We start from the raw sequence: 23,894 nt of genomic DNA, 5'->3' as shown, positions 1-23,894 counted from the left end.
TGGATCTCTATTTCCTTGTGCTTGTGACCAGGCTAATACAAATTCATACAATAAAAAGATGAATGGAATATAAGGGTAACCATCCGTATCTTAACAATTAAAGAAATGATGGACATATCAAATAACCAAAATGACTAAATGGTTTTTCTGATAATCCTTATTGATAAAAGTGTTATAGGCCGGCGTATTGGCCAAAATTTCAGATATCAACCCCATGCCTGATATCAACGCATCGGCGACTAAACGTGCTTCGCGCCGCGATTTCCGGTAGTATGCGGCGGTTTTAAAGACATTAGTTTGAAAGCGATTTATTAAAGCTATTCTGTGAAAGAACCTGAGAGCATCGTCATGGCAACCACGCTATTTAAAGATTTTCAGTTTGAGGCCGCTCACCGTCTGCCTCATGTTCCGGCCGGACATAAATGCGGGCGCCTGCATGGGCATTCGTTTATGGTTCGTCTGGAGATTACCGGCGAGGTTGATGCGTATACCGGTTGGGTGATGGATTTTGCTGAATTAAAAGCCGCGTTTAAGCCGACGTGGGAAAAGTTGGATCATCATTACCTGAATGACATTCCCGGTCTGGAGAATCCGACCAGCGAAGTGCTGGCGCAGTGGATCTGGCAACAGGTAAAACCCTTATTGCCTGAACTGAGCGCGGTGATGGTAAAAGAAACCTGCACCGCGGGCTGCGTGTATAAAGGCGAGTAGCCGTATCTCAAACCACGCGAACCGTCGCCAGCATTCCTCCCTCCCCTGCTAAGGGCTGTCTCTTAGTCACAAATGCTGAGGCTTATGCCGGGTTTTGCCGTTACCCGGCGTAAAAAATTATGCAGCGGTGGACTTGACCGCCGAGTGAGCCGCATGGATGCGGCGAAAGCCAGTGCCGCGTTGGGAACGCGTCACTGGCGGCTCGAATAGCGGTCAAGAACACCGATGGCACCGCGCAGCGGCATAATTTAGCCGGAAGCCCGGGTTCATAGGGGGCTGGCGTTTGAGCCCCCTATGTCGGGCGCGTGCTACGACGTAGCATGGAAATGGCGGCATTGTGGCGCACGAAACTGCCTCTGAGTCCGCATAAAAATGTGACTAAGAGACAGTGCTAAGGGGAAGGCCGGGGTGGGGTCATATTAAGGATGAGGCGTTGGCAACACTAGGCGATATGCAAATATTTATGCGTTTGCATCGACAGCCGCCAGTTACGGGCGATACAGGTGGCGATGCAGAGTTTGGTGGCGCTTTCTTTCTGGCTGATCGGCTGTAGCGCCACAATACGCGGCTTGTCATCCTCCAGCCGGGCCAGCAGGGCATCCAGATCGTCGATATCACGCTCGCGGGCGACCGGATGCTTGATTTCATCCGCCCGTTGCAGCGCCTGATCGATCACCTTCATCCCGCCGCGCATATTCACCTTCGGGGAAACCGTCACCCAGGTTTTGGGCGAACAGAGAACGTCGTGCGTGCCGCTGGTTTCTATCTGACAACTGAAGCCGTGCTTTTCCAGCAGCAGCGTCAACGGCGCCAGATCGTGAATACAAGGCTCTCCCCCGGTGATCACAATGTGGCGCGCGGTATAGCCTTCCCGTTCGATCAGCGCCAGAATGTCCTCAGCGCCGGCGGCGCCCCAGCCATCGCTTTCCTGCGTTTTAACCAGCACCTGATCCAGCGGCATTTCCCGCTCGGCCAGTTTGTCCCAGGTATGCTTGGTATCGCACCAGCTACAGCCGACCGGACAACCTTGCAGGCGCACAAACACCGCCGGCACGCCGGTAAAATAGCCTTCGCCCTGCAACGTCTGAAACATTTCATTAATCGGGTACTGCATGTTTTTCACTATACCTGTAACGTAAAAACGCATTATCGCAGATCGCCGGCGGCGCGCCAAACCCGGTACGAATCGGCGTTCTGAATAATGTCAGGGTATCGTGATTAATCGACAGGCAGACAAGATGAGCGAGGTCGTAACCCCGATATCGATAAGGCGGACACCCGCTTCGGGATGTCCGCCCGATGATTACAGATAAACCCGCAGATACTCCGCCAGACAGAGGATCGCCATCGCCTGGCCGTACGGCATGGAGGTCAGCGCGATTTCACGGTAAAAATCGAGATCGTTGCCCATCGCGGTGCCGAAGGAAACCTGGGTCAGTTCGCCATCCGCGTTAACGTGATTGATAACGCCGCGAATCGCTTTTTCCGCCACCGGCGCATAGCGTTTATCCACATAGCGCTTACGCACCGCTTTTAAGATGCCGTAGGCGAAACCCGCGGTCGCCGAGCTTTCCAGGTAGGATTGCGGATCGTCAATCAGCGTGTGCCATAGACCGCTGTCATCCTGATATTTCGCCAGCGCCTCAATCTGGCTTTCCAGCACCTGCAACAGGAAACGGCGCGTGGCGTTGTGCTCCGGCAGATCCAGCAGTTCGATAAACTCGGGGATCGCCACCGTCAGCCAGCTATTGCCCCGCGCCCAGCGCGCTTTGGCGAAGTTATGTTGTCCTTCGAACGTCCAGCCGTGGAACCACAGACCGCTCTCGCGATCCATCAGATATTGAACGTGCAGCAGGAACTGGTAGGTGGCCTCTTCCACAAACTCCGGACGGTTCAACAGCTTGCCGATCTTCGCCAGCGGCAACACGCTCATCATCAGCGTGTCGTCCCACATTTGCTCGGTGTTTTCACTGTTATAAACAATGTGCTGCAATCCCTGCTTGCGGGTGCGCGGCATTTCGTACATCACCCACTCCGCCCAACGCTCCAGATACGGCAGCCAGCGGGCATCGCGCGTTTCCTCATAGCGATAAGCCAGCGTCAGGAAAGGACAGACGGTATTCACATTTTTGGTCGGCGTGCCTTCCGCCAAACGCGCGCTAAACCAGTCGTCGATGATGGCCCGCATCTGCTCGTCGCCGGTTTGCTGGTAATACTGATAGATGCCATACAACCCGATGCCGTGCGTCCATTCCCAACCGGCCCAGCCTTTGGTATCAATCACCCGGCCATCGTCCAGTCGTAACAGGAACTCGCCGGTTTTATCTTCAATATTCACCAGATTATCAGTGATACGACGAATCAGCGCCTTCAGATCCTCACGGGAGATGAAGCGTTCTGGCTGACACAAAAGCGGGCTATGTTTTACACTGAATACGGTCATAGTAAATCATCCAATTGAGTTATCATTTAACAATTCGCAACGTTCAAGACTGCGTCACTTGCGTTATGGGTTTCACCTTATTCCGGTTCAGGTAGCCGACATTGTTGTTGCCCCACAGCGACTCGTAAGGCATGCCGGCCAGCATTTCGACGGTCGCCCTGGCCTGCGGCGTGATTTGTTCAGGCACCGGCCGACCGGCTTCGCGCATCTTCTGCGTTTCTTCGCGTAATACGCTGTGCGTCTGAAGGTTGAGTTTGAAACGCAGGGAAACCAGGAAGCCCAGCGCCAGCACCCCGACGGTGCCGAAGCTCAGGATCATCAGGATGGTATGGCTGACGCCCGGCGTCTGTACGCTCTGCCCGGAGACAAAACCGGAAAGCTGCAACACAATCCCCACCAGCATCACCGCGCCGGCCTGGGAAGCTTTGCGGGTCAGGGTCATAATGCCGGCGAAGATCCCTTCGCGGCGCTGAGCGGTAATCACTTCATCGACGTCGGCGATATAGGTGTAGGTGTTCCACGGCACGTAGTTAATGCCGCCGCGGCCCAAACCCGCCAGCGCGGAAATCAGCAGCAGCAGCGAGAACGCATCGTGCATATTGCTGTACCAGAGGAAGGCATAAGAGAGCGCGCTTAGCCCGAACAGACACACCACCAGACGATAGGACGGCGCGGGTCCGAAGCGGATGCACAGCGGGATCATGCCGATAACCGAGATAAATTGCAGGATCGCCATGGTGCCCATCAGGTTGGAGGCCATCGTCGGGCTCTGCATCAACACAAAGACCACGTAATAGGTAAACACGGCGTTGAACACGTCCTGCGCGATATAGCCGCCCAGATACATGCCCAGATGCTGACGGAAAATACGGATACGCAGCGTCGACAACAGCTCGACGTTCAGTCGTTTCAGGCTATCCACCAGCGACAGGGACTGGCGCTCTTTTTCCGCCCGCAGCGAAGCCTCGGACATTTGATCCCGCGGCCGCTCCCAGGTGAATAAATACACCAGCGTCAACACCAGCGCGCAGATCACGGAAAACACCAGACTGGCGTAGAAGAAGGAAACCGCATTGTCCTTACCCAGGTAACCCAACAGAATGCCGGGCAGGAAAGCGGCCAGAATGGCGGAAAGCTGAGCTAACGCGATACGGGCGCCGGAGAATTTGGTTTTCTGTTTGAAATCGTCGGTCATTTCCGGCACCAGCGTTTCATACGGCACCAGCACCATAGTATAAATCACATCAAACAGCAGGTAAGTCAGCAGGTAGTACCAATATCCCATGTCGCCCACCCACATAAAGCTGTAGCTGAATACGCAAGGGATACCGAGCAGGATAAAGAACTTACGACGGCCGAAGCGTTTGCCCAGCCAGGTGGAACCGAAGTTATCGGTCAGGAAACCCATTAACGGACTGACGACGGCATCCAGAACGCGCGCCATCGCAAAAATAAAGGTCGCCTCAATCGGCGTTAAACCACAAAACGTGGTGTAGAAATAAAGTAACCAGGCGGCGGTCAGTGCGGTGGTGCCTGCGCCAAGAAAGTCGCCCGAGCCGTAGGCTAAATAATTAGCCAACCCGATCTTACGTGTTTTCATTACCATCCTTCCCCGGTCATTTTATTTATAAACGTTGCGCGGCAGGGCCCCCTTACCGCTATTTCCATAACGTAGCGCCCGACCAACCGGAAAACCTTCGTCCTTTTGCCACCCCCCGTGATGCGCTGGCAGCCGAAAGAAGAACATGGCGATCGGCTTCAAAGTTTTTATAAAAAGGCATTTTATATTTTAGAAACCGCGAGTCCGATTAATGTAGTGAGCAACGAAACGGAATGCACGCCTGAGGGCGGCGTTTTGCGAACGAGAGCAATATTTGGGGATTGGAATCGAGAAAACGGCCCGTTTCAGGGCCGTTAAAACAGCCGCGGGAAGAGGAATATTCCCGCGTGGTCAGGTCATTACATCACGCCGAGCAAGCGCGGCAAAAACAGGGTCAACTCAGGCAGGTAAGTGATCAGCAGCAGTACCGCGATAATGGCGACGTAAAACGGAATCAACGCCTTGATCAACGCCTCCACCTTCACTTGCCCTACGCTGGCGCCGACATACAGACCGCTGCCGGTTGGCGGCGTGATGGTGCCGATGGCCAGGTTATAAACCAGCAGGATGCCGAAATGCACCGGATCAACCCCGAGTTGCTGCACTATCGGCAATAGGATCGGCGTAAAAATCAGAATGCCGGGTCCGATATCCATAAACATGCCGATGATCAACAAGAAAATCATCACCACCAGCAGGATCACTTCCGGGCTTTCGGATATCCCCAGTATCATGGCGCTGAGCGCCGCCGGAATGCCGGTCATCGACATGGCGAACGACATCGCGGAAGAGGTCGCCAGCAGAAACATGATGACGCCCGTCATCGAGAAGGTCTGAACCAGCACCCTGGGTACATCTTTCCAGGACAGCGTCTTATACAGGAACAGCGTCAGCCAGGCGGTATAAACCACGGCGACCGCGGAAGCTTCGATGGCGGTGAAGATCCCCCAGACGATACCGCCGATAATGATGAACACCAGCAGCAGGCTGGGCAGCGCATCGCGCGTGACCTTCCAGGCCACGCCCTTTTGCAGCACGAAGAAGCTGGTGTAGTTATGGCGTTTGGCTATCACATAGGTCACCAGCATACAGCCGACGCCCCACAAAACGCCCGCCACCAGCCCGGCGGCGAACAGCGCGGCGATGGAGGTTCCGCCGCTGGCCAGCGCATACAGAATGAAGCCGGTGCTGGGCGGGGTCAGCATCCCGGTCGGCGCGGAGGCGGTATTGACGGCGGAAGCGAAATTGCGGTTATACCCCTCGCGGGCGCTCATCGGCACCATCACGCCGCCGATGGATATCGAGGCCGCAATCGCCGAACTGGAAACCGCGCCGAACATCATGTTGCCGACGATATTGGTGTAGGAGTGCGAACCGGGAATACGGCCGGTAAAAAGCTTGGCGAAATTCACCAGCCGGGCGGCAATGCCGCCGTTATTCATGATCACCCCGGAGAGAATAAAAAACGGCACGGCGAGCAGCGCAAAGCTGTCCAGACTGGAAAACATCTTTTGCGCGGTGGCGAACATCGCGATATCAAACGGCAACACCAGCATAATGGTGGCGCCGGAAGCGATAACGATGCACAGCCCGATGGGCGTTCCCAAGGCAAGCAAGAGCACAAAAATCCCCACCAGCACGCTGGCCGCGATCATCGGATCAATCATGCCGATCTCCTTCTATCTCGTGGACCGGTTCCGCCGCCTGCGTCTTGCCGGGCGGCGCGCCTTTAAGCATGTCGAAAATATTCAACAGGCAATAAATAATCGTCAGCACGCCGGACAGCGGCAGGGCGTAATACACCTTCCCCATCGAAATCTGCAAGCTGGGGGAGATCTGCATCATGGCGGTGGCCGATACGCGCCAGCCGCCGATAATCATGATGTAGACGGCAAACAGAATGAACACCGTCTGAATGACGATGTTCCAGCCGACGGCCAGTTTTCTGGGACATTTGTCCAGCAACAGCGTCAGGCTGATATGCTCATGCTTGCCCGCGACGTAAGCGATGCCGATCACCGACAGCCAGACCAGGGAGAAACGCAGAAACTCTTCGGAGAAGGTGCTGGGCGCGTTGAATATATAACGGCTGACCACCTGCCAGCAGGCGATCGCCACCATGACGATAATCAAACAGCAGCCAAAAACTTCAATGATCTTATCCAGCCATTTTCGAATGATATTCATAAGATCCTCAACCATCATGCCGTAACGGAGAAGGAGAACCTTCCCCATGGGGAAATTTATTGACTCGCCTGGCTGATTTTCTGATACAGCTCATAAACCTGCGGCTTGCTTTTCAGTTTTTCATAAATGGGTTGCACCGCGGCTTTGAAGGGTTCGGTATCAATATCGAAAAACTCGACGCCAAATTGTGTTTGCGCCTGTACCCGCGCTTTCTCTATCTCTTCGCGCCAGGCTTTTTTCTCCACGTTGATTGATTCATCAATCGCCTCCTGCAACGCCTGCAACTGCTCCGGCGTTAACTTGGTTTTGGTCAGGTTGCTCATGATGACGATATCGGGAATGCGGGTGTGCATGTCATAGGTATAATATTTGGCGACTTCGCCGTGGCGGGCGATGGTCAGGGCGAATTCATTATTCTCCGCGCCGTCGATAATGCCCTGCTGCAAGGAGGTATACACTTCCCCCTGACTCATGGCGATGGCGGAAGCGCCAAGCAGTTTGATGGTCTCGATGGAGGTTTCGCTTTGCATCACGCGAATCTTCTTGCCTTTCAAATCGCTGACGCTCTTAATCGGAGCCTTGCCGGTATAAAAGCTGCGCGCGCCCGAGTCATACCAGGCGACGCCGGTAAAACCCTGCGCTTCCGTGGCGCGATACACCGGCTCCATGATTTGCGGGTTATCCATCACCTGATAGAAACTCTCCTGATCCTTAAAGAGATAGGGTAAGGAAAAGACGCCGTACAGCGGCGAAAAACTTTCCAGCAGACCCGACGACACTTTCGTCAAATCGATCGCGCCGACCTGCGTCATCTCAACCAGCTCGCGTTCGCCGCCGAGCTGGCTGTCGGGGAAATACTGAATCTTCACTTCGCCATTGGTTTTTTGCTCAACGGCTTTGCCGATGTATTGCAGCGCCTGCTTCACCGGTTCGCTGTTTTCCGCATAGGCCAGTTTAAGCAGGGTTGCTGCGTAAGCGCCATGACTCAGCGAGAAGATCAACGCGGCAGAGGCCAGTTTTATCAGCACAGAGGTTTTAGCTATTTTCATCGCCTTCTTTCTCCTGTTGTTTTCTTTATTATGTCGTCGCCACGGCAAACGCCGCTTGCCGCTGGGCCAGCGTAACCGTCGCATACAGGGGAAACCTTTGCGTTTTTGCCACCTTCCGTCTGACGCTGTCACCACGGAAAAGAATTAACCGATCGGCATCAAACATTTTACAAAAGAGCATTTTGTTTTCAGACAGGCGACACGCTTATTCAGATCGTTCCGGCGGCGCATTACCGCATGCGGGAAGAAGGATTTACCGCGGAGTACGTTTTTTATGGCGGGGCTCTTCTCATACGAAGAGGCAAAAAATGGCGATAAAAAAACGGCTCCCGCAGGAGCCGTTATAAGCAAACAGGAAAGGACTAAAAAATTAAGCCTGACCTTTCACTTCTTTCAGACCGTTGAACGGTGCTTTGGCGCCCAGCGCTTCTTCGATACGAATCAGCTGGTTGTATTTAGCAACACGGTCAGAACGGCTCATGGAACCGGTTTTGATCTGGCCGGCCGCAGTACCTACCGCCAGGTCGGCGATGGTGGCGTCTTCGGTTTCGCCGGAACGGTGAGAGATAACGGCGGTGTAGCCGGCGTCTTTCGCCATCTTGATAGCAGCCAGAGTTTCGGTCAGAGAACCGATCTGGTTGAATTTGATCAGGATGGAGTTGGCGATACCTTTATCGATACCTTCTTTCAGGATCTTGGTGTTGGTGACGAACAGATCGTCGCCGACCAGCTGGATTTTGTCGCCCAGGACTTTAGTCTGGTAAGCAAAACCGTCCCAGTCGGATTCATTCAGACCGTCTTCGATGGACACGATCGGATATTCTTTGGTCAGGCCTTCCAGGTAATGCGTGAATTCCTGAGAAGTGAAGGTTTTGCCTTCACCTTTCAGTTCATAGTTACCGGTTTCTTTGTTGTAGAATTCGGAAGCCGCGCAGTCCATCGCCAGCGTCACATCTTTACCCAGCACATAACCGGCTTTTTCTACCGCTTCTTTGATAGCGGCCAGCGCGGCGGCGTTGGATTCCAGGTTAGGGGCATAGCCGCCTTCGTCGCCGACTGCGGTGCTCATGCCTTTGGCTTTCAGCACTTTCGCCAGGTTGTGGAACACTTCGGAACCGATGCGGATCGCTTCTTTCACGGTTTTCGCGCCGACAGGCTGAATCATGAATTCCTGGATGTCGACGTTGTTGTCGGCATGTTCGCCGCCGTTGATGATGTTCATCATCGGCAGAGGCATAGAGTACTGACCCGGAGTGCCGTTCAGCTCGGCGATGTGCGCGTACAGCGGCAGGCCTTTGGAAGCGGCGGCAGCTTTAGCCGCAGCCAGAGAAACCGCCAGAATGGCGTTGGCGCCGAATTTGGATTTGTTTTCAGTCCCGTCCAGGTCGATCATGATTTTATCGATGTTCGCCTGATCTTTCGCGTCTTTACCCAGGATAGCCTGAGCCAGCGGGCCGTTTACCGCGGCAACGGCTTTCGTTACGCCCTTGCCCAGGAAACGGGATTTGTCACCGTCACGCAGTTCCAGCGCTTCACGAGAACCGGTGGAAGCCCCTGAAGGCGCGGCAGCCAGACCAACGAAACCGCCTTCCAGATGCACTTCAGCTTCAACAGTTGGATTTCCGCGTGAGTCGATGATTTCACGACCGATGACTTTAACAATTTTGGACATTAGATTTTCCTCAGTACAGTTAAACTAAAACCTCAGACGAACACCGCGCGATCATGAGACCACGCGGCGCTGGCAAAACTTACTTCACCTGACGCTTTTGATACGCGCCAGCGGCTTTTACAAAGCCAGCAAACAATGGATGTCCATCACGCGGCGTCGATGTGAATTCCGGGTGGAACTGACAGGCCACGAACCATGGATGATCGGGTAATTCAATGATCTCCACCAGCTTGCGATCGGCGGAGAGACCGGCTACGCGCAATCCCGCCGCTTCAATCTGTTTCAACAACATGTTGTTGACTTCATAACGATGACGGTGACGTTCGATGATCGTCGGTTCACCGTAGAGTTGCCGCACCAGGCTGCCTTCGGCCAGATGACATTGCTGTCCGCCGACGCGCATGGTGCCGCCCAGGTCGCTATCTTCACTACGAACTTCGATATTGCCGTCTTCATCACGCCATTCCGTAATGAGCGCAATCACCGGGTACTTACAGTCTGGCACAAACTCCGTCGAATTCGCCCCTTCCATACCGACGACGTCGCGGGCAAATTCCATTAATGCGACCTGCATGCCAAGACAAATGCCCAGGTAAGGGACATTGTTTTCACGGGCGTAACGCGCCGCCATCACCTTACCTTCAACGCCACGATAGCCGAATCCGCCGGGGATCAGGATAGCGTCCAAATCTTTCAGAATATCGACGCCGCGGGTTTCCACATCCTGCGAGTCGATAAGCTTGATGTTCACCGTCAGGCGATTTTTCAAGCCGCCGTGCTTCAGCGCTTCAATGACGGACTTATAGGCGTCAGGCAACGCCACGTATTTGCCGATCATCCCGATGGTCACTTCGCCGCCCGGATTGGCTTCTTCGTACACCACCTGTTCCCACTCTGACAGGTTCGCTTCCTGACAGTTCAAGCTGAATCGTTTACAAATATAATCGTCCAGGCCCTGAGATTTCAATAGCGCCGGGATTTTATAAATGGAATCAATGTCTTTAAGGGAGATTACCGCTTTTTCCGGTACATTACAGAATAAAGCAATCTTTGCCCGCTCATTGGCCGGGACGGTACGGTCGGAACGGCAGATAAGAACGTCGGGCTGAATACCGATGGAAAGCAGCTCTTTTACCGAGTGCTGCGTTGGCTTGGTTTTTACCTCACCGGCGGCGGCCAGGTAAGGCACCAGCGTCAGGTGCATAAACAACGTATGCTCACGGCCCACTTCAACCGCCATCTGACGAATCGCTTCAAGGAACGGCAGGGATTCGATATCGCCGACGGTGCCGCCGATTTCAACCAGCACCACGTCATGTCCTTCGCCGCCTTCCAGGATACGCTCTTTAATCGCATTGGTGATATGCGGGATAACCTGAATCGTCGCGCCCAGATAGTCGCCCCGGCGCTCTTTACGCAGAACGTCGGAGTAGATGCGGCCGGTGGTGAAGTTATTACGGCGAGACATTTTGGTGCGGATGAAGCGCTCGTAGTGTCCCAGATCGAGATCGGTTTCCGCCCCATCTTCGGTGACGAACACTTCACCGTGCTGAGTCGGGCTCATCGTCCCCGGATCCACGTTGATATACGGGTCCAGTTTCATGATGGTAACGTTGAGGCCACGGGCTTCGAGAATAGCCGCCAGAGAGGCTGCGGCAATGCCTTTACCCAGAGAGGATACGACCCCGCCGGTCACAAAAATATAATTAGTTGTCATGCTGAACCTGAGAGTTTAGGTTTAAAGACGATGGAAAGACCAAGACGGGAAAGTAGTATACCGGAACCTGCCGGGCGCCACAATTGTTCGTTTTGCCCGTCGCGGCAAGCGCGACGGCGCGGAGGCGTAAACGGCCTATGTCCGACCGGCGGGCGGCGTTCGGGCTTTCCGCCGTCGTTGCCGGCATGTCGCTCTGGCCGGGGGTTTCATTGCGAAGGCGCAGGGACGGGGAACGTTCGCCAGTCGTTCGAATGATTGCGCTCACCCTTGTTTTTCCAGGTTTTTCACCTGTTGCCACGCCGCTTCCATCTGTTCCAGCGTCGCTTGATCCAGGGTGCCGCCGGCTTGGCTGATAATCTGTTCCACCTGACGGAAACGGCGGCAGAATTTGCGATTGGCCTCTTGCAAGGCGCGCTCGGCCTTATGCCCCAGATGACGCGAAAGATTGACGGTCGCAAACAGTAAATCGCCGATTTCCTCACCCAGTTTTTCTTCATCAATGACGGCCTGCCGGGCTTCATGCAGCACTTCATCAATTTCTTCGTAAACCTTGTCGACGACCGGCCCCAGGCTGTTCCAGTCAAAACCGACGGCGGCGCAGCGCTGCTGAATTTTTTGCGCTTTCATTAACGCCGGCAGCGCATCGGGAATATCATCCACCAGCGAGTGACGATCTTTTTCAGACCTTTCCTGCGCTTTGGTCTGCTCCCAACTTGCCAGCGCGGCTTTACTGTCCGCCGGCGTCGCCGCATCGGCGAAAATGTGCGGATGACGGCGTTCCAGCTTGTCGCTGATGGCGTCGCAAACGTCGGAAAAATCAAACAGCCCCTGTTCCTGCGCCATTTGCGCGTAAAATACCACCTGGAACAGCAGGTCGCCCAACTCGCCGCGCAGGTCGTCAAAGTCTTTACGGCTGATGGCGTCCAGCACTTCGTAAGTCTCTTCCAGCGTGTAAGGAGTAATGGAATCAAACGTCTGTTTGCGATCCCACGGACAGCCGTTTTGCGGATCGCGCAGGGTTTTCATAATGGCGAGCAGGCGCTCAATAGCGGGTGAAGTCATTGGGTATCTCAATTTAAAAATTGGGTAAATAACATGCTTCGGATAGTGACATACGGATAGTAATTAAATAAAAGGCTCTTTATATGGCAGGCCAGTGAAAAATTTCGTGCGTGAAAAATATCCGTATTCCTCTGGCGCATTGCGCCACGCCCGACAAAGGGATGCTCAAACGCCGCATCCCTTTGAACCCAGGCTGTTGGCTGAAATCACGCCGCTAACGCGGTTCCTTCGGTGTTCGCCCTCTTTTCCGAACCGCCAGTGACGGAATACTCGTCTCATCCCTGAGACTCGCCCTAGCGGGCCAGCGCAAGCGCTGTTTAAAAACGCTCCTGGCGTTTTTGTCCGACGCGGCACTGGCTTTCGCCGCATCCTGCGGCTCATTCGCGGGGTCGCCCGCCTCAGCGTAATTTCTTACGCCATTGTAAAAGCCAAAAAACAACCCCCCATTTATCCCCCCTGCTGGCGGCGGGCGTCGATCACATCCGGCAGTTGGTTGAGCTTGGCCAGCACGCGTCCCAGCACCTGCAAGTTATAGATCTCGATGTCCATATCAATGGTGGCCAACTGCTGCCGGGTGTCGCTGCGGCTGGATACCCCCAGCACATTGACTTTTTCGTTCGCCAGAATGGTGGTGATATCGCGCAGTAAACCGCTGCGATCGTTGGCCGTCACCCTCACCACCAGCGAATAGCCGCTGGAATAACTTTCGCCCCACACCGCGTCGACAATGCGTTCCGGCGCATGACTACGCAGTTCTTCCAACTGCTCGCAGTCCGAACGGTGGATGGAGATCCCCCGTCCGCGGGTGATAAACCCGGTGATATCGTCGCCGGGGATCGGCTGGCAGCAACGGGCGATATGGTGCATCAGGTTGCCGACGCCCTCCACCACGACGCGCCCGTTATCCTTGTTGCGCGGCGCCGGCGGCTGGGATTTCTGCGTCAGCTGACGCAGCGCTTCACGATCCTGCTCTTCCGCGCTGGGTTGCTTAAGCTGGGATTGCAGGAAATTCACCATCTGATTAAGGCGAATATCCCCGCCGCCAATCGCCGCCAGCAGTTCATCCAGCGAATTGACGTTATAACGCGGCAACAGCAGTTTCTCCGCCGTTTTCAGACCGATCCCCAGATGCTCCAACTCATCGTCCAGGATCTGACGCCCGGCCAGAATGTTCTTGTCGCGATCCTGCTTGCGGAACCAGTTATGAATTTTAGAACGCCCGCGGCTGGTGGTGATGTAGCCCAGATTGGGGTTCAGCCAGTCGCGACTGGGGTTTGGCTGTTTCTGGGTGATCACCTCTATCTGATCGCCCATCTGTAGCTGGTAGGTGAACGGCACGATGCGGCCGCCGATTTTGGCGCCGATGCAACGATGGCCGATATCGCTGTGAATATGGTAGGCGAAATCCAGCGGCGTCGAGCCGGCGGGCAGATCGACCACGTCGCCTTTCGGCGTAAAGACGTAAACCCGATCGTCGAACACCTGACTACGCACTTCATCCAGCACTTCGTCCGAATCCGCCATCTCTTCCTGCCAGGCGATCAGCTTACGCAGCCAGGCGATCCGCCCCTCGTAACCCGCGCGACCGCCGGCCACCGTGCCTTCTTTATATTTCCAGTGCGCCGCCACGCCCAGCTCGGCATCTTCATGCATCTGCCGGGTGCGGATCTGGATTTCGAGCGTTTTGCCTTTCGGCCCCAGCACCACCGTATGAATGGACTGGTAGCCGTTCGGTTTCGGGTTGGCGACGTAGTCGTCAAACTCGTCCGGCAGATGCCGATAATGGGTATGCACAATCCCCAGCGCGCCGTAGCAATCCTGCAAGCGCTCCACCACAATCCGCACCGCGCGCACGTCGAACAGTTCGTCAAACGACAGCGATTTTTTCTGCATCTTGCGCCAGATGCTGTAGATGTGTTTGGGGCGACCGTAGATCTCCGCCTGCACCCCTTCTTCCTTCATGGCGGCGCGCAGCGTTTTCACGAAATCGTCGATGTACTGTTCGCGATCGATGCGGCGCTCATGCAGCAGCGTCGCAATGCGTTTGTACTCTTCCGGATGCAGATAGCGGAAACAGAAGTCTTCCAACTCCCATTTGAGCTGCCCGATCCCCAGCCGGTTGGCGAGCGGCGCATAAATATTGGTACACTCTTTCGCCGCCAGCACCCGTTCTTCTTCCGGGGCGTCCTTCACTTCACGCAGGTGGGCGATGCGCTCCGCCAGCTTGATCACGACGCAGCGAAAATCCTCCACCATCGCCAGCAGCATGCGGCGGATGTTATCGACCTGCTCGGAGGCGACGGAGTCCGTCTGGGTGGCTTTGAGCTGGCGAATCGCATCCATATCGCGCACGCCATGCACCAGATCGGCGATGTTTTTGCCAAACGTTTCGCCCAGCGTGGCTTCATCCACGACATTGGCGTTGGCGAGCGGGAACAGCAGCGCCGCGCGCATGCTGTCATTGTCCATGCTCAGCGTGGACAGAATTTCGACCATCTCGATCCCCCGCCACAGCAGCAGCATGGCATCGGGATGATCCTGGGTTTGTTGTTCACAGTAACGCAAGGTTTCGGCTAAACGTTCACACGACTGCTGACTGGTTATTCCAAGCGAAGCAATCCACGCGTCAGCTACGAATTCGCCAGCCGTATTCAAATGCGCACTTCTTACCGCAACCATAATTTCTCCCTACTTATACCCTTCATCTTTTTTCAAATTGCAGAAGCGTCGGCCGCCTGCCTGCGTTTCGAAATCTATGGGGTATCCGCCTCACCGGAATCGCGCAAAAACAACGCCATCGATTCAAGATGTCCGGTATGTGGAAACATATCCAACATAGTAACATTCGCCAGCCGATAACCGGCCGCGAGTAATATTTTACTGTCGCGCGCCAGCGTGGTCGGGTTACAGGAAACATACACCACACGCCGGGGAGACAGCCTGACAATCTGTGCCATGACGCCCGCGGCGCCGGCACGCGCCGGATCGAGTAATATTTTATCAAAACCCTGAGCGGCCCAGGGCTGTCGCGTAACGTCATCCTCAAGATTTTGGTGAAAAAAGGTGACATTCGCCAGGCCGTTGCGCCGGGCGTTCTCGCGCCCTTTTTCCACTAACGCCGCCACGCCTTCCACGCCGACAACGCCGGCCGCCCGCTGCGCCATTGGGAGGGTGAAATTTCCCATCCCGCAGAACAGGTCCAATATCCGGTCCTCGGGCTGAATATCCAGCCAGGCCAACGCCTGAGCGACCATTTGCTGATTGACCGTATCATTGACCTGAATAAAATCCCGCGGACTGAACGCCAGCGTAAGCCCTGCGACACGGTAGACCGGCGCTTCGCCGTGCAGGCAAATCAGGGATTGCGCATCCGCCGCCAGATAGACCGACACCGCATGCCGCTGCGCAAAGTCGCGTAATGCCTGACCATCGGCGGCGCTCAGCGGATCGAGATGGCGTAATACCAGCAACGGACCGTTATCGGCCAGCACCAGTTCAACGTGTCCCAGGCGTTTCACCGCCTGCAAGCCGGCCAGGCAATCGCGCAACGGCGCCAACAGCGCGTCCAGCTCCGGCCGTAATATCGGGCAGGTTCGGACATCGGCCAAATCATGCGATCCGGCCTGACGATATCCCATCAGCAGGCGTTGCTGTTTTGCCTGATAGTATAACGCAAGCCGCGCGCGTCGCCGGTATGCGTACGCCGGCCCGCAAATAGGATCGCCGACGGTTGCGGACGCCCCCGTTTCCCGCGCCATCAGACGCGCCAGCGCCGATGATTTGCTGCCCTGCTGTAACGCAATATCGGCATGTTGCTGCTGGCAACCGCCGCAGACGTTAAAGTGCGGACAGCGCGGCGCCACACGTTGCGGGCTGCGCGTCAGTAAACGTTTAAGTTTAGCATGCGCAAACTGGCGCTTTTCGTCCGTCAGTTGCACTTCCGCCCGCTCTCCCGGCAACGCGCCGGTGACGAAAATGGTTTTACCCTGATGGCGAGCCACCCCCTGACCAAACGGGTCAAGGGAATCTACCGCGACGGTTATTATTTGCCGGGTCGTCACGCGCCGGTTTGGAGAGTAGAATTGCGCCATAATTTACAATTGGTTTATAAAAACCCTAATTTTTAAGCTGAATGTTTATTGATACCCAATTGATGTCAAGATACCGGGTAAGGCTGAATTCTCCCACATTGGAGCCCCATGACCAAATACAGTCTGCGTGCGCGCATGTTAATACTGGTTTTAGCGCCGACATTATTAATCGGGCTGTTGCTCAGTATTTTTTTCGGCATCACCCGCTATAACCAATTGCAGTCGCAATTGGCCGACACGGGAGCCAGTATTATTGAGCCGCTGGCGGTCGCCAGCGCTTATGCTATTACGAAAAATCAATTAGATACGCTTCAGCCGCTGATCAATACCCTGCACCGCCGCCATTCCGACGTCATCAGGGCCATCAGCATTTTCGACGCGCAGGATCGGCTGATTGTCACGACCAATATTCGCCATGAAGCGGTGTCTGAACACCTGGCGGAAGAGGCGCACGATTACGGCGTGCTGCACCTCTACCATACCGGCGACTTACTGATCCTGCATATGCCCATCATGGCGGATAGCGAATTCACCCATGACGCCAGGCCGGCGCGGCCCGGCGTCATGAAACCCATCGCCTATCTGGCGGTCGAGCTGGATATCAACGCCCTCAAACTTCAGCAATATCAGGAAATGCTGATCGCCGGTCTGCTGCTGCTGCTTTGCATGGGCGTGGCCTTTCTGTTTGCCTATCGTCTGATGCGGGACGTCACCGCGCCAATCCGCAACATGGTGGAAACGGTCGACCGCATCCGCCGCGGACAGCTGGACAGCCGGGTTGAGGGCCACATGCTGGGCGAGCTGGATATGCTGAAAAACGGCATCAACTCAATGGCCATGTCGTTGACCGCCTATCACGAAGAGATGCAGCAGAACATCGATCAGGCCACTTACGATCTGCGGGAAACGCTTGAACAGATGGAGATCCAGAACGTGGAGCTGGATCTGGCGAAAAAACGGGCGCAGGAAGCGGCGCGCATCAAGTCCGAGTTTTTGGCCAATATGTCGCACGAATTAAGAACGCCGCTCAACGGCGTCATCGGTTTTACCCGCCAGACGTTGAAAACCTCGCTGAATCCGACGCAAACCGACTACCTGCTGACCATCGAACGTTCCGCCAACAACCTGCTGAATATCATTAATGACGTGCTGGATTTCTCCAAACTGGAGGCCGGCAAGCTGGTACTGGAAAATATCCCCTTCTCGTTGCATAACACGCTGGACGAAGTGGTCATGCTGCTGGCTCACACCGCGCACGAAAAAGGGCTGGAGCTCACCCTCGATATTCAAAACGACGTGCCGGAACAATTCGTCGGCGATCCGATGCGGCTCCAGCAAATCATCACCAACCTGCTGGGGAACGCCATCAAGTTTACCGAGCAGGGCAACATCGATATCCGGGTGGAAAAACGCCGACAGGAACAGCATCACGTTCAGTTGGAAATTCAAATCCGCGATACCGGCATCGGCATTGCGGAACGGCAGCAGTCGCATCTGTTTCAGGCTTTCCGCCAGGCCGACACCAGTATCTCGCGACGCCACGGGGGAACCGGGCTGGGCCTGGTGATCACCCAGCGGCTGATCAAAGAGATGGGCGGCGATATCAGCTTTCACAGTCAGTTGAATAAAGGTTCCACCTTCTGGTTCCATATCAGCCTGCCGTTGAACCCCCACGCCGCGCCGGCGCACAATATGTACCGGATGCTGCAAGGCAAAAGCCTGGCGTATATCGAATCCAATCCGGCGGCGGCGCAGGCGACGCTGGATATTCTCAGTCAAACGCCGCTGACGGTCAGCTACAGCGCCACGCTGGAACAACTCCCCGATACGCCTTTCGATATCCTGCTGCTGGGCATTCCGGTTCACTACCGCAACACGCTGCTCGACTATACGCCCAAGCTGCGAGACGTTTGCCGACGCGCGCCCTGCGTGATATTAGCGCTGCCCAGCCTCGCGCAAATGGATGCGGAACAGCTGAAATTGTTCGGCGTTCACGCCTGCCTGAGCAAACCGATCTCCGCGCCCCGGCTGCTGCCGCTGCTGCAAGACAACCCGTTTATCGAGCTGCCTTTTCTGCCGGAAGACATCAAGGCGGCGCAACCGCCGCAGGCAACGACCGAACGGCTGGCGCTGTGCGTGATGGCGGTGGACGATAACCCGGCCAACCTGAAATTGATCGGCACGCTGCTGGAAGAACAGGTCGAAAAAGTCATTCTGTGCGAAAACGGCGCGGAAGCCATCCACCAGGCCAGAGAGCAGGATATTCATATCATCCTGATGGATATTCAGATGCCGGGGATGGACGGCATCCGCACCAGTGAGTTAATCCGCCAGCTTCCTCATCACGCGGAAACGCCGATTATCGCCGTGACCGCCCATACCATGGGCGATGAGCGCGACCATATGCTCCAGGCGGGGATGGATGATTATCTGGCAAAACCGATTGACGAGCAGATGCTGAACAAAGTGCTGTCCCGCTATTCCCATATGAATATGAAAGCGGCACCCGCGCCCGCGGATGAACCACAGGATAGCCCATGCTCCCTGGACTGGACGCTGGCGCAACGGCAGGCGGCCAATAAGCCGGAACTGGCGCGCGAACTGCTCCAGATGCTGCTGGACTTTCTGCCGGAGGTCAGCCAACAGGTTGAAAACATGATGAATGGCCAACCGAGCGATAACATCCTCGATCTGATCCACAAACTGCACGGCAGTTGCAGCTACAGCGGGGTGCCGCGCCTGAAGCAAATCTGCTGTTATCTGGAACAGCAGTTGCGCAAAGGGATCGATGCCGGCGAACTGGAGCCGGAATGGCTGGAACTGCTGGATGAAATCGATAATGTCGGCAAGGCGGCGGCGGCGCACCTAAACCCGAGCGCGGTTCAGCAGGCCTGACGGGCCTTATGACCGCGTCCGCCTCGCGCCTCAGTCATCCGGCAATCCCTGCGCCAGTTTGATGGTGGCGGCGATATTGCGCGCCGTCATGCGTACATTGTCCGCCGCGTTATCCAGCGCGTCTTCCAGCGAACAGATGTTGTACAGCACGCTGAATACCGCATCCAGACCGTGTTCATGCACCACCCCGACATCCGCGGTCAGGCTGCCGGCGATACCGATGACCGGTATATGGTAGCGTTTGGCCACTCTGGCGACGCCAATCGGCACTTTGCCGTGGATCGTCTGGCTATCGATGCGCCCTTCGCCGGTAATCACCAACGACGCGTCCCGCACCAGCGCATCCAGCCCCAGCGCTTCAGTGACGATCTCGATCCCCTGGCGCAAATCGGCGGCGCAAAACGCCAGTAACGCGGCGCCCATTCCCCCCGCCGCGCCCGCGCCGGGAACACGTTCGACGTCGGTATCCAAATCACGGCGGATGACCGCCGCATAATGCCTGAGGGCGTTATCCAACTGTTCAATCATCTGGTCGGTCGCCCCTTTTTGCGGGCCGAAAATCGCCGACGCGCCTTGCTTACCGGTCAACGGATTGGTGACATCGCACGCGACTTCAAAACGACAGGTTTTTATGCGCGCATCCAGCTCGCCGATATCAATACTGGCCAGTTGATCAAGCTTGCCGCCGCCGAAACCGATCTGCTCGCCGGAGGCATCCAGCAGCTTCGCGCCCAGCGCCTGCGCCATGCCCGCGCCGCCATCATTGGTGGCGCTGCCGCCGATGCCGATGATGCAATGCTTGACGCCATGATCCAGCGCGCAGCGAATCAGCTCGCCCGTGCCGTAGCTGGTGGTCAGCAACGGATTGCGCCGATGTGTCGGAACCTGCTCCAGACCGCTGGCGGCGGCCATTTCAATAAACGCCGTTTTTTCATCGCCCGACAGGCCAAAAAACGCCTCGATGTTATCGCCTAACGGCCCGGTGACCTGAACATTGACCCGCTTTCCGCCGGTAGCCGCCACCATCGCCTCAACGGTGCCTTCGCCGCCATCGGCAACCGGCAATTTGACGTAGCAGGCATGGGGAAACACATCAAGAAACCCCAGCTCAATTTGCGTGGCGACGTCTTGCGCCGACAGACTTTCTTTATAAGAATCCGGTGCGATAACTATTTTCATAAACGATCCGATTTCATAAACGATCCGATTGCATCAATAGTCCGCACTGCTGAACCGGCGTTTATCAGAATGATTACCCCGACGACCGCCGCGGCATACCACAATGTACGCCGCGGCGACAATCATCACGTAATGCGTAATGTCTACCGCGTTATTTCAACTTTAGCCAATTTTTCATAATAGCAAGCCAATGCGCTGTGATCGGCCGTACCCAGACCGTCCGCTTTCAACGCCTGCATCATTTCCATCACCGCGGCGGTCAACGGCAGCTGCGCGCCGACGCCGTGTGAAGTATCCAGCGCGTTGGCCAAATCCTTAATGTGCAAATCGATGCGGAAACCCGGTTTGAAGTTACGATCCAGCACCATCGGCGTTTTGGCGTCCAGCACCGTGCTGCCCGCCAGGCCGCCGCGAATCGCCTGATAAACCAACTCCGGGTTGACGCCGGCTTTGGTCGCCAGCGTCAGCGCTTCCGACATGGCGGCGATATTCAGCGCCACAATCACCTGATTCGCCAGTTTGGTGACATTGCCCGCGCCGATATCGCCGGTATGCACCACCGAACCGGCCATCGTTTTCATGATGTCGAAACAGCGCTCGAACAGCGCTTTATCGCCGCCGACCATCACGGACAGCGTGCCGTCAATCGCTTTCGGTTCGCCGCCGCTGACGGGCGCATCCAGCATGCCGATCTCTTTTTCCGCCAATGCCGCGGCGATTTCGCGACTGGCCAGCGGCGCAATCGAACTCATATCAATCACCACGCCGCCGGCGCGGACGCCCTCTATCACCCCGCCCTCGCCCAGCACCACCTCTTTTACCTGCGGAGAGTTCGGCAACATGGTGATAATGATGTCGCACTGTTCCGCCACCTGTTTCGGCAGCGCGGCCGGCTCCGCGCCGGCGGCGACCACCTCCGCGACGGCCGCGCTGTTACGGTCCATCACGACCAATGAATAACCTGCCTTCAGCAGATTTTTACTCATCGGTTTTCCCATAATGCCCAGTCCGATAAAACCAATTTTCATTGTGATAACCCCATTGTCCGGTGTATTGACCACGCGCATTAGCGCTGACATCACTGCTTAAATTTGTCGTTCAGCGCCTGAGTCGCGCTACGAAACAGGCCTAAATCGCTGCCTACCGCCACAAAGCTCGCGCCCCATTCCAGGTAGCGACGGGCGTCGGCCTCGACCGGCGCCAGAATGCCGGCAGGCTTGCCGTGGGCGGCGGCGCGTTCAAAGATATGGCGGATGACGCGCTGAACCTCAGGATGATTAGGCTGGCCTAAATAACCCAGCGCGGCGGAGAGATCGCCCGGTCCGACAAAAATACCGTCTACGCCGTCAACGGCGGCGATGGCATCCAGATTGTCGACGCCCTGCCGGCTTTCGATCTGAACCAGAACGGTGATGTTGTCGTTGATGGTGGCGAAATAGTCAGGCTCTGTGCCATAGGCATTGCTGCGATGCGCGACGGAAACGCCGCGGATGCCCGCCGGCGGATAACGCGTCGACGCGACGGCGCCGATGGCCTCTTCCTCGCTTTCCACAAAAGGGATCAGGAAGTTATTAAAACCGATATCCAGCAATCGCTTGATAATCACCGGTTCATTACAGGGAGGGCGAACGACCGGCGCGCTGCGGCTGCCTTGCAGCGCCATGAGTTGCGGAATAAAAGTACTGATGTCGTTCGGCGCGTGCTCGCCATCCAGAACCAGCCAGTCAAACCCCGCCAGCCCCAGCACTTCGGTGGAAATAGGATTTGCCAGCGCGCACCAGCAGCCAATCAGTTTTTTTCCCTGGCGTAGATTTTGACGAAAATGGTTAGGCAACAACGTAGTTTTCATTTTTTATCCTCGGCAAGTCCGGCGCCGCCTCGTCTGAAACGGCGCCCTTAAACAGCTAGATAATCAAACGGTTAACGCACCAGGCACGGACGTTTATTGTCGAATGCCCAACCAGGAATGAGATATTGCATCCCCACCGCGTCGTTGCGGGCGCCCAGCCCCATGTTTTTGTACAGCTCATGCGCTTTCAGCACCTGCTCCCAATCCAGCTCGATGCCCAGTCCCGGCTTCTTCGGCACCTCGACCATGCCGCCCACGATCGGTAATGGCGCTTTGGTTAAACGCTGATTGCCTTCCTGCCAGATCCAATGCGTATCAATGGCCGTGATTTTGCCCGGCGCAGCCGCCGCCACGTGGGTGAACATCGCCAGTGAAATATCAAAGTGATTATTAGAGTGAGAGCCCCAGGTCAGTCCCCATTCGTGACACATCTGCGCCACGCGAACGGAGCCGTTCATCGTCCAGAAATGGGGGTCTGCCAGCGGGATATCGACAGACTGTAGCGAAATAGTGTGTCCCATCTGACGCCAGTCGGTGGCAATCATGTTGGTGGCGGTCGGCAGACCGGTGGCGCGGCGAAACTCCGCCATGATTTCACGCCCGGAGAACCCCTGTTCCGCGCCACAGGGATCTTCCGCATACGCCAGTACGCCGCGCAGTTGTTTGCCCAGACCGATGGCTTCGTCCAGAGACCAGGCGCCATTGGGATCCAGGGTGATCCGCGCCTGAGGGAAACGTTCAGCGAGCGCCGTCACCGCTTCCGCTTCTTCACTGCCGGCCAGAACCCCGCCCTTCAGTTTGAAATCATTAAAACCGTATTTTTCGTAAGAGGCCTCGGCCAAACGGACAATGGTTTCCGGCGTGAGCGCTTCTTCATGGCGCAGACGATACCAGTCGCATTTTTCATCCGGCTGGCTCTGATAAGGCAGATCGGTTTTGTTGCGATCGCCGATGTAAAACAGGTAACCCAGCATTTCAACCGCATCGCGCTGTTGTCCATCGCCCAGCAGCGACGCCACCGAAACATTCAGGAACTGGCCCAACAGGTCGAGCATGGCGGCCTCAATCGCCGTCACCACATGAATCGTGGTGCGCAAATCAAACGTCTGTAACCCGCGGCCGGCCGCATCGCGATCGGCGAACTGATTACGCACCGCCGTCATCACGTTCTTATACTCGCCAAGCGTTTTACCGATGACCAATACGCCGGCGTCTTCCAGCGTCTGACGTATTTTCTCGCCGCCGGGGACTTCCCCGACCCCGGTATGACCGGCGTTGTCCTTCAGGATCACGATATTACGGGTAAAGTAAGGCGCATGCGCGCCGCTAAGATTCAGCAGCATGCTGTCATACCCGGCGACGGGGATAACCTGCATGTCGGTAATAACCGGTGTTGAATGTTGCAAAGTCATGGTTTTTATCCTTATTGAAGTAGGGGT

Annotated in this window: 17 protein-coding genes; 2 read left to right on the top strand and 15 right to left on the bottom strand. The window is 56.0% G+C overall.

Features of this window, described 5'->3' with window-relative positions:
* Positions 1-348 precede the first annotated feature (348 nt).
* Entirely contained in the window at positions 349-711 is a 363-nt protein-coding gene (queD, locus tag ABRZ26_RS12965) for a 6-carboxytetrahydropterin synthase QueD (protein WP_319604578.1), read from the top strand.
* A gap of 442 nt (positions 712-1,153) precedes the next feature.
* Here the strand turns inward: queD and queE are convergent, their stop codons facing one another.
* The 11 genes from queE to rlmD form a co-directional block, all read right to left on the bottom strand.
* Positions 1,154-1,825: a 7-carboxy-7-deazaguanine synthase QueE gene (queE, locus tag ABRZ26_RS12960; RefSeq protein WP_319604547.1), complete on the bottom strand. Its 672-nt coding sequence runs from the start codon at positions 1,823-1,825 to the stop codon at positions 1,154-1,156.
* A gap of 189 nt (positions 1,826-2,014) precedes the next feature.
* Positions 2,015-3,154, bottom strand: a complete 1,140-nt coding sequence (gene bglB, locus ABRZ26_RS12955; protein WP_319604546.1) for a beta-galactosidase BglB — start codon at positions 3,152-3,154, stop codon at positions 2,015-2,017.
* A gap of 43 nt (positions 3,155-3,197) precedes the next feature.
* Positions 3,198-4,754, bottom strand: coding sequence for an MFS transporter (locus ABRZ26_RS12950; protein WP_319604545.1), 1,557 nt, complete (start codon positions 4,752-4,754; stop codon positions 3,198-3,200).
* Positions 4,755-5,113: 359 nt separating this feature from the next.
* Positions 5,114-6,421 carry a TRAP transporter large permease gene (locus ABRZ26_RS12945; RefSeq protein ID WP_319604544.1) on the bottom strand — a complete coding sequence of 436 codons (1,308 nt, stop codon included), beginning with the start codon at positions 6,419-6,421 and terminating at the stop codon, positions 5,114-5,116.
* Entirely contained in the window at positions 6,414-6,941 is a 528-nt protein-coding gene (locus ABRZ26_RS12940) for a TRAP transporter small permease (protein WP_319604543.1), read from the bottom strand. Before ABRZ26_RS12940 ends, ABRZ26_RS12945 begins: the two co-directional genes overlap by 8 nt.
* Before the next feature lie 56 nt (positions 6,942-6,997).
* On the bottom strand, positions 6,998-7,990 hold the full coding sequence (locus ABRZ26_RS12935) for a TRAP transporter substrate-binding protein (protein ID WP_319604542.1): 993 nt from the start codon (positions 7,988-7,990) through the stop codon (positions 6,998-7,000).
* Positions 7,991-8,360: 370 nt separating this feature from the next.
* Positions 8,361-9,662, bottom strand: a complete 1,302-nt coding sequence (gene eno, locus ABRZ26_RS12930) for a phosphopyruvate hydratase (protein ID WP_319604541.1) — start codon at positions 9,660-9,662, stop codon at positions 8,361-8,363.
* A 79-nt stretch (positions 9,663-9,741) separates the two neighbouring features.
* Entirely contained in the window at positions 9,742-11,379 is a 1,638-nt protein-coding gene (pyrG, locus tag ABRZ26_RS12925; RefSeq protein ID WP_319604540.1) for a glutamine hydrolyzing CTP synthase, read from the bottom strand.
* A 261-nt stretch (positions 11,380-11,640) separates the two neighbouring features.
* Entirely contained in the window at positions 11,641-12,441 is an 801-nt protein-coding gene (gene mazG / locus ABRZ26_RS12920; protein ID WP_319604539.1) for a nucleoside triphosphate pyrophosphohydrolase, read from the bottom strand.
* 447 nt (positions 12,442-12,888) lie between these two features.
* Complete coding sequence (gene relA, locus ABRZ26_RS12915) at positions 12,889-15,120, bottom strand: GTP diphosphokinase (RefSeq protein ID WP_319604538.1); 2,232 nt, start codon at positions 15,118-15,120, stop codon at positions 12,889-12,891.
* A 74-nt stretch (positions 15,121-15,194) separates the two neighbouring features.
* Positions 15,195-16,532: a 23S rRNA (uracil(1939)-C(5))-methyltransferase RlmD gene (rlmD, locus tag ABRZ26_RS12910; protein ID WP_319604537.1), complete on the bottom strand. Its 1,338-nt coding sequence runs from the start codon at positions 16,530-16,532 to the stop codon at positions 15,195-15,197.
* 108 nt (positions 16,533-16,640) lie between these two features.
* On the opposite strand from rlmD, the gene barA reads away from it, so the two are divergent.
* Positions 16,641-19,427 carry a two-component sensor histidine kinase BarA gene (barA, locus tag ABRZ26_RS12905; RefSeq protein WP_319604536.1) on the top strand — a complete coding sequence of 929 codons (2,787 nt, stop codon included), beginning with the start codon at positions 16,641-16,643 and terminating at the stop codon, positions 19,425-19,427.
* Between the two features lie 30 nt (positions 19,428-19,457).
* On the opposite strand, the gene ABRZ26_RS12900 is transcribed toward barA, so the two are convergent.
* The 4 genes from ABRZ26_RS12900 to gudD all read right to left on the bottom strand — a co-directional run bounded on the left by ABRZ26_RS12900 (position 19,458) and on the right by gudD (position 23,867).
* Positions 19,458-20,606, bottom strand: a complete 1,149-nt coding sequence (locus tag ABRZ26_RS12900; protein ID WP_319604535.1) for a glycerate kinase — start codon at positions 20,604-20,606, stop codon at positions 19,458-19,460.
* 143 nt (positions 20,607-20,749) lie between these two features.
* Positions 20,750-21,634, bottom strand: a complete 885-nt coding sequence (gene garR / locus ABRZ26_RS12895; protein ID WP_319604534.1) for a 2-hydroxy-3-oxopropionate reductase — start codon at positions 21,632-21,634, stop codon at positions 20,750-20,752.
* Positions 21,635-21,684: 50 nt separating this feature from the next.
* Entirely contained in the window at positions 21,685-22,455 is a 771-nt protein-coding gene (garL, locus tag ABRZ26_RS12890; protein WP_319604533.1) for a 2-dehydro-3-deoxyglucarate aldolase, read from the bottom strand.
* Positions 22,456-22,526: 71 nt separating this feature from the next.
* Complete coding sequence (gene gudD / locus ABRZ26_RS12885) at positions 22,527-23,867, bottom strand: glucarate dehydratase (protein ID WP_319604532.1); 1,341 nt, start codon at positions 23,865-23,867, stop codon at positions 22,527-22,529.
* Positions 23,868-23,894: the final 27 nt, after the last annotated feature.

The sequence above is a fragment of the Brenneria sp. L4-2C genome (genome assembly GCF_040240335.1).
GTDB lineage: Bacteria > Pseudomonadota > Gammaproteobacteria > Enterobacterales > Enterobacteriaceae > Brenneria.
Note: the sequence above shows the minus strand (reverse complement) of the source record. Positions and strands in the feature narration are given on the sequence as shown.

What these genes read in the sequence shown, in the direction of transcription:
- queD (WP_319604578.1), top strand. Translation starts at nt 349, where the DNA reads ATGGCAACCACGCTATTTAAAGATTTTCAGTTTGAGGCCGCTCACCGT.
- queE (WP_319604547.1), bottom strand. Translation starts at nt 1,825, where the DNA reads ATGCAGTACCCGATTAATGAAATGTTTCAGACGTTGCAGGGCGAAGGC.
- bglB (WP_319604546.1), bottom strand. Translation starts at nt 3,154, where the DNA reads ATGACCGTATTCAGTGTAAAACATAGCCCGCTTTTGTGTCAGCCAGAA.
- ABRZ26_RS12950 (WP_319604545.1), bottom strand. Translation starts at nt 4,754, where the DNA reads ATGAAAACACGTAAGATCGGGTTGGCTAATTATTTAGCCTACGGCTCG.
- ABRZ26_RS12945 (WP_319604544.1), bottom strand. Translation starts at nt 6,421, where the DNA reads ATGATTGATCCGATGATCGCGGCCAGCGTGCTGGTGGGGATTTTTGTG.
- ABRZ26_RS12940 (WP_319604543.1), bottom strand. Translation starts at nt 6,941, where the DNA reads ATGAATATCATTCGAAAATGGCTGGATAAGATCATTGAAGTTTTTGGC.
- ABRZ26_RS12935 (WP_319604542.1), bottom strand. Translation starts at nt 7,990, where the DNA reads ATGAAAATAGCTAAAACCTCTGTGCTGATAAAACTGGCCTCTGCCGCG.
- eno (WP_319604541.1), bottom strand. Translation starts at nt 9,662, where the DNA reads ATGTCCAAAATTGTTAAAGTCATCGGTCGTGAAATCATCGACTCACGC.
- pyrG (WP_319604540.1), bottom strand. Translation starts at nt 11,379, where the DNA reads ATGACAACTAATTATATTTTTGTGACCGGCGGGGTCGTATCCTCTCTG.
- mazG (WP_319604539.1), bottom strand. Translation starts at nt 12,441, where the DNA reads ATGACTTCACCCGCTATTGAGCGCCTGCTCGCCATTATGAAAACCCTG.
- relA (WP_319604538.1), bottom strand. Translation starts at nt 15,120, where the DNA reads ATGGTTGCGGTAAGAAGTGCGCATTTGAATACGGCTGGCGAATTCGTA.
- rlmD (WP_319604537.1), bottom strand. Translation starts at nt 16,532, where the DNA reads ATGGCGCAATTCTACTCTCCAAACCGGCGCGTGACGACCCGGCAAATA.
- barA (WP_319604536.1), top strand. Translation starts at nt 16,641, where the DNA reads ATGACCAAATACAGTCTGCGTGCGCGCATGTTAATACTGGTTTTAGCG.
- ABRZ26_RS12900 (WP_319604535.1), bottom strand. Translation starts at nt 20,606, where the DNA reads ATGAAAATAGTTATCGCACCGGATTCTTATAAAGAAAGTCTGTCGGCG.
- garR (WP_319604534.1), bottom strand. Translation starts at nt 21,634, where the DNA reads ATGAAAATTGGTTTTATCGGACTGGGCATTATGGGAAAACCGATGAGT.
- garL (WP_319604533.1), bottom strand. Translation starts at nt 22,455, where the DNA reads ATGAAAACTACGTTGTTGCCTAACCATTTTCGTCAAAATCTACGCCAG.
- gudD (WP_319604532.1), bottom strand. Translation starts at nt 23,867, where the DNA reads ATGACTTTGCAACATTCAACACCGGTTATTACCGACATGCAGGTTATC.